The sequence below is a fragment of the Schaalia sp. genome (assembly GCF_050312375.1).
Lineage (GTDB): Bacteria > Actinomycetota > Actinomycetes > Actinomycetales > Actinomycetaceae > Pauljensenia > Pauljensenia hyovaginalis.
This window is the reverse complement of the sequence record NZ_JBNOYB010000055.1, coordinates 1-3,901: the sequence shown is the minus strand read 5'-3', so window position 1 is coordinate 3,901 and position 3,901 is coordinate 1. Positions and strand designations below refer to the sequence as shown.

The window sequence follows — 3,901 nt, the reverse complement described above, 5'->3', positions numbered from 1 at the left end:
GGGCGCAGCCGCTTCGACGGCCCCCGCCGCCGAGGCCCCCGTGAAGGCCGCCGAGAACCGCGAGCCCTCGCCGCTGCGCGGCACGACCGAGAAGATGAGCCGCCTGCGCCAGACGATCGCCCGTCGCATGGTCGACTCCCTCCAGACCGCGGCCCAGCTCACGACGGTCATCGAGGTGGACGTCACGAAGATCGCGGCGCTCCGCGCCCGCTCGAAGGACGCCTTCGCCGCCAAGCACGGCACGAAGCTCACCTTCCTGCCCTTCTTCGTGAAGGCCGCTACCGAGGCCCTCGCCTACCACCCGAAGATCAACGCGACGATCGACGACAAGAGCGTCACCTACTTCGATCACGAGAACATCGGCATCGCGGTCGACACGCCCCGCGGCCTCCTCGTCCCCGTCATCGCGAACGCGGGCGAGAAGGACATCCCGGGCCTGGCGGCTTCGATCAACGATCTCGCGGCCCGTACCCGCGATTCGAAGATCGGCCCCGACGAGCTCTCCGGCTCGACCTTCACGATCACGAACACCGGGTCGGGCGGCGCGCTCTTCGACACGCCGGTCCTCAACATGCCCGAGACTGCGATCCTCGGCCTCGGCGCGATCGTCAAGCGCCCGGTCGTCGTCAAGGCGGCCGACGGCTCCGATGCGATCGCGATCCGTTCGATGGTCTACCTCTCCCTCTCCTACGATCACCGTCTCGTTGACGGCGCCGACGCGTCCCGCTACCTCATGGACGTGAAGAAGCGCCTCGAGGCCGGGGACTTCGAGGCCGACCTGGCCCTCTGAGTTCCTCCGGATTCCCGCCCCGAGCGGGTCGCACCAGCGCGTGCGGCCCGCTCGGCGCATTCACCCCTCGTAAGTCTTCGCGTCGATGACGATCCAGGCGCCCGCCGGGAAGACCAGTCGGAGCTCCCCGGTCTGCGGCCCGGGTCCGGCTTCGCACACTCCCTTCCGGCAGATCTCGGCCCCCGATTGGAGGAGACGGACGTCGACGCGCACCTCCTCACCGTCGCATTCGGGATCAGCCAGGATCTCCGCCCTCGTCTCCAAGCCGCTCAGACGCGCCTCCGCCTTGATGAGGACCTCCAGCCTCTCGCGGTCCTGAGCGCCGAGAGCGCCCCCGACTCGTCCTTCCAGGCCCCTGGCGTCCGCCTGGGCGATGGCCTCGTCGCGGGCGGCGAGGATCTTCGCGATCTCAACCCGGGCCTCTTCCCTCGAAGGGCAGCTCGGTGCATCGGAGCCGCCGCTTGAAGGAATCGCCCGCGCCTGCGTACCGCCATCCGATGGAGCGCCCAGGACGACGGCGGCCGCCGCGCAGGTGACGAGGGCAAGCCCGAGGATCCCGGCGAGCAGGGGCCGGGGCGAGGGCTCGGCCCTCGCCGCCACTGTCACGGCGGATTCGCTCGCCCGCCTCACGATGCCGACGGCGTCATCCGCCGATGCGCCTTCCGGGCCGCCTTCGGCGCGAAGATCCAGGGCGCTCGCAATCTCCTCCAGGGCGCTGATATCGGCGGCCTCGTCCTTGACCCCCGAGACGGAGAAGCCGGGGGTGCCTCCTCCGGCGCGGGGAGGGAAGGCGAGGTCGACGAGCACCGCGCGGCCGTTCTCATCGATGAGGACGTTGCGCGGCGACACGTCGCCGTGGACGAGGCCCGCCGAGTGGAGCGCTTCCAGCGCCTCGCGGATGTCCGAGACGATGCCCCTTCTCAGCGATTCGGGCCTCAGGGCCGCCGTGCCGATGAGGAGGTCGAGGGCGCGTCCCGGGGCCCTCTCCTGGATGAGCGCCCAGCGCCCGTCATCGTGGCGCACGACGTCGAGCAGACGGGCGATGCGGGCGGAGCGCACGAGCGCCCACGCCTTCCATCGTTCGGAGTATTCCTCGCCCTCGGCCTTCGAATGCAGGCTGAGCAGTGCCGGAGTCCCCTCCGGGGTGCACGTCGACCACAGGGGCCCTCGCGAGGTGACGAATGCGATTGACCCCAGTTCGTACCCATTGATCTCCACAGGGGAAGTTTCATGCCGATTCCCCACCGGGACAAGAGTCCGCGTATCCTGTGGATGAACATCGCGCGGCCCGTATCGGGCCCGAGACAGGAAGATCCACCGCCCCATGAGCGAGAACACCGCACCGAAGAAGCGCCGCTGGTACCACAACCTCGCGGACGCCTACCGCATTACGAAGCGCACCTATCCCTGGATCGGATGGGCGCTCATCGGCTCCGTGATCCTGACGCTCTGCATCGCGCTCATCATCGCCGTCCTCATCGAGGGCAACTGGATCGTCTGGTCGATCCTCGGCCTCCTCTTCGGCGCGACCGTCGCGATGACGCTGCTCTCCTTCCTGGTCCGACGCGCCATGTACGCCCAGATCGACGGCACGGTCGGCTCCGTCTACGCCGTTCTGTCGCAGATCAGCTCGGGCTGGATCATCCCCGAACAGCCCCTGACCGTCACCCGCGAACAGGACATCGTGTGGCGGATCATCGGCCGCCCCGGCGTGGTGCTCATCTCCGAGGGCCCGTCGAGCCGCGTTCAGCCGCTCATGTCCGCTGAGCGCAAGAAGATCCAGAAGGTGGCGAAGAACGTGCCGGTGCACGTCGTCCAGGTCGGGCACGCGGAGGGACAGGTCGAGCTGGCGAAGCTCCAGTCCCGGATCCGCTCCTTCAAGAAGGTCCTCACGAAGGAAGAGGTTCCGCAGGTTTCGGCCCGCTTGGCCGCGCTCCAGTCCTCGCAGCCGCCGATCCCGAAGGGCATCGACCCGATGCGAGCGCGCCCGAACCGGAGGGCGATGCGCGGCCGTTGAGTCATGCGCATGATGCGGGGGTGAGGACGATCTCACCCCCGCATCATTCGTATCGTGAGACATCGCTATGCATATTATGCAGCGTCATGCATACTTGATGTGTTGATTGAATCCCATCCGGAAGGCTCCTCCCATGCGCACCCTCCCCGCGGCACTCGTCCTGGCGACCACGGCTTCGCTCGCCCTCGCCGCCTGCTCCGACCCGCAGACGTCCTCAACGAGCGCCGAGTCCGGCGCCGGACAGAGCGCCTCGACCGCCGTCGTCCCCTTCGACGTTTCGACCCTCGAAGCGGTCGATTCCGTCGTCGCCCTCGTCCCCGATGCTGTGAAGGAGCGCGGCGTCCTGCGCAACGGCGCCTCCACCGATTACGCCCCCGGCGAGTACCTCGCCGATGACGGTCAGACGCCCGTCGGCTACGACGTCGACCTCATCAATGCGATCGCCCGCGTCATGGGCCTGGACGAGGGCACCACGCAGACCGCCGGATTCGACACGATCCTTCCGCAGCTCGGGTCGAAGTTCGACGTCGGCGCCTCCTCCTTCACCATCACCCCCGAGCGCCTCGAGGCCGCGAACATGGTCTCCTACATCGAGGTCGGCTCCGCCTACGCCGTGGCCAAGGGCAATCCGAAGGGCTTCGATCCGGCGAACCCCTGCGGCACGACGATCGGCGTCCAGACCGGCACCTTCCAGCTCGACTACGCGAGCGAGCTCTCCGACAAGTGCGTCGCCGAGGGCAAGGAGAAGATCGAGGTCATGCCCCTCGACCTCCAGACCGACATCGCCACGAAGGTCATCGGCGGCCAGTACGACGCGACGCTCGCCGACTCCACCGTCATCGGGTACACCGTCGAGCTCTCCGGCGGTCAGCTCGAGCAGGTCGGCGAGGTGATCGAGTCCGCCCCGCAGGGCATCGCCATGGCGAAGGACGACGAACAACTCGCGAAGGCCGTTCAGGCCGCCCTCCAGTACCTCATGGACGAGGGCTACTTCGAGAAGATCCTCGCCCCCTACGGGGCCGAGGGCTCGGCTCTGAAGACCGCCGAGCTCAACCCGGCTCTCTGATTCAACCAGCGGGTCGGCACCCCACCGG

At 68.2% G+C, this 3,901-nt stretch carries 4 protein-coding genes; 3 read left to right on the top strand and 1 reads right to left on the bottom strand.

The annotated features are described in order from the left end of the window. A partial coding sequence (locus ACQY7V_RS04525; protein ID WP_428639097.1) for a 2-oxo acid dehydrogenase subunit E2 occupies window positions 1–790 on the top strand: 790 nt, incomplete at its 5' end. A gap of 60 nt (window positions 791–850) precedes the next feature. On the opposite strand, the gene ACQY7V_RS04520 is transcribed toward ACQY7V_RS04525, so the two are convergent. Continuing rightward, window positions 851–2,008, bottom strand: a complete 1,158-nt coding sequence (locus ACQY7V_RS04520) for a protein kinase family protein (RefSeq protein ID WP_195838713.1) — start codon at window positions 2,006–2,008, stop codon at window positions 851–853. A gap of 106 nt (window positions 2,009–2,114) precedes the next feature. On the opposite strand from ACQY7V_RS04520, the gene ACQY7V_RS04515 reads away from it, so the two are divergent. Both ACQY7V_RS04515 and ACQY7V_RS04510 read left to right on the top strand, forming a co-directional pair. Beyond that, window positions 2,115–2,807: a DUF4191 domain-containing protein gene (locus ACQY7V_RS04515; protein ID WP_154477731.1), complete on the top strand. Its 693-nt coding sequence runs from the start codon at window positions 2,115–2,117 to the stop codon at window positions 2,805–2,807. Window positions 2,808–2,940: 133 nt separating this feature from the next. Further along, window positions 2,941–3,873, top strand: a complete 933-nt coding sequence (locus ACQY7V_RS04510) for an ABC transporter substrate-binding protein (protein ID WP_154477733.1) — start codon at window positions 2,941–2,943, stop codon at window positions 3,871–3,873. The last annotated feature ends 28 nt before the right edge of the window (window positions 3,874–3,901 follow it).

Coding starts and splice junctions, on each gene's coding strand:
- ACQY7V_RS04515 (WP_154477731.1), top strand. CDS start 2,115: ATGAGCGAGAACACCGCACCGAAGAAGCGCCGCTGGTACCACAACCTC.
- ACQY7V_RS04510 (WP_154477733.1), top strand. CDS start 2,941: ATGCGCACCCTCCCCGCGGCACTCGTCCTGGCGACCACGGCTTCGCTC.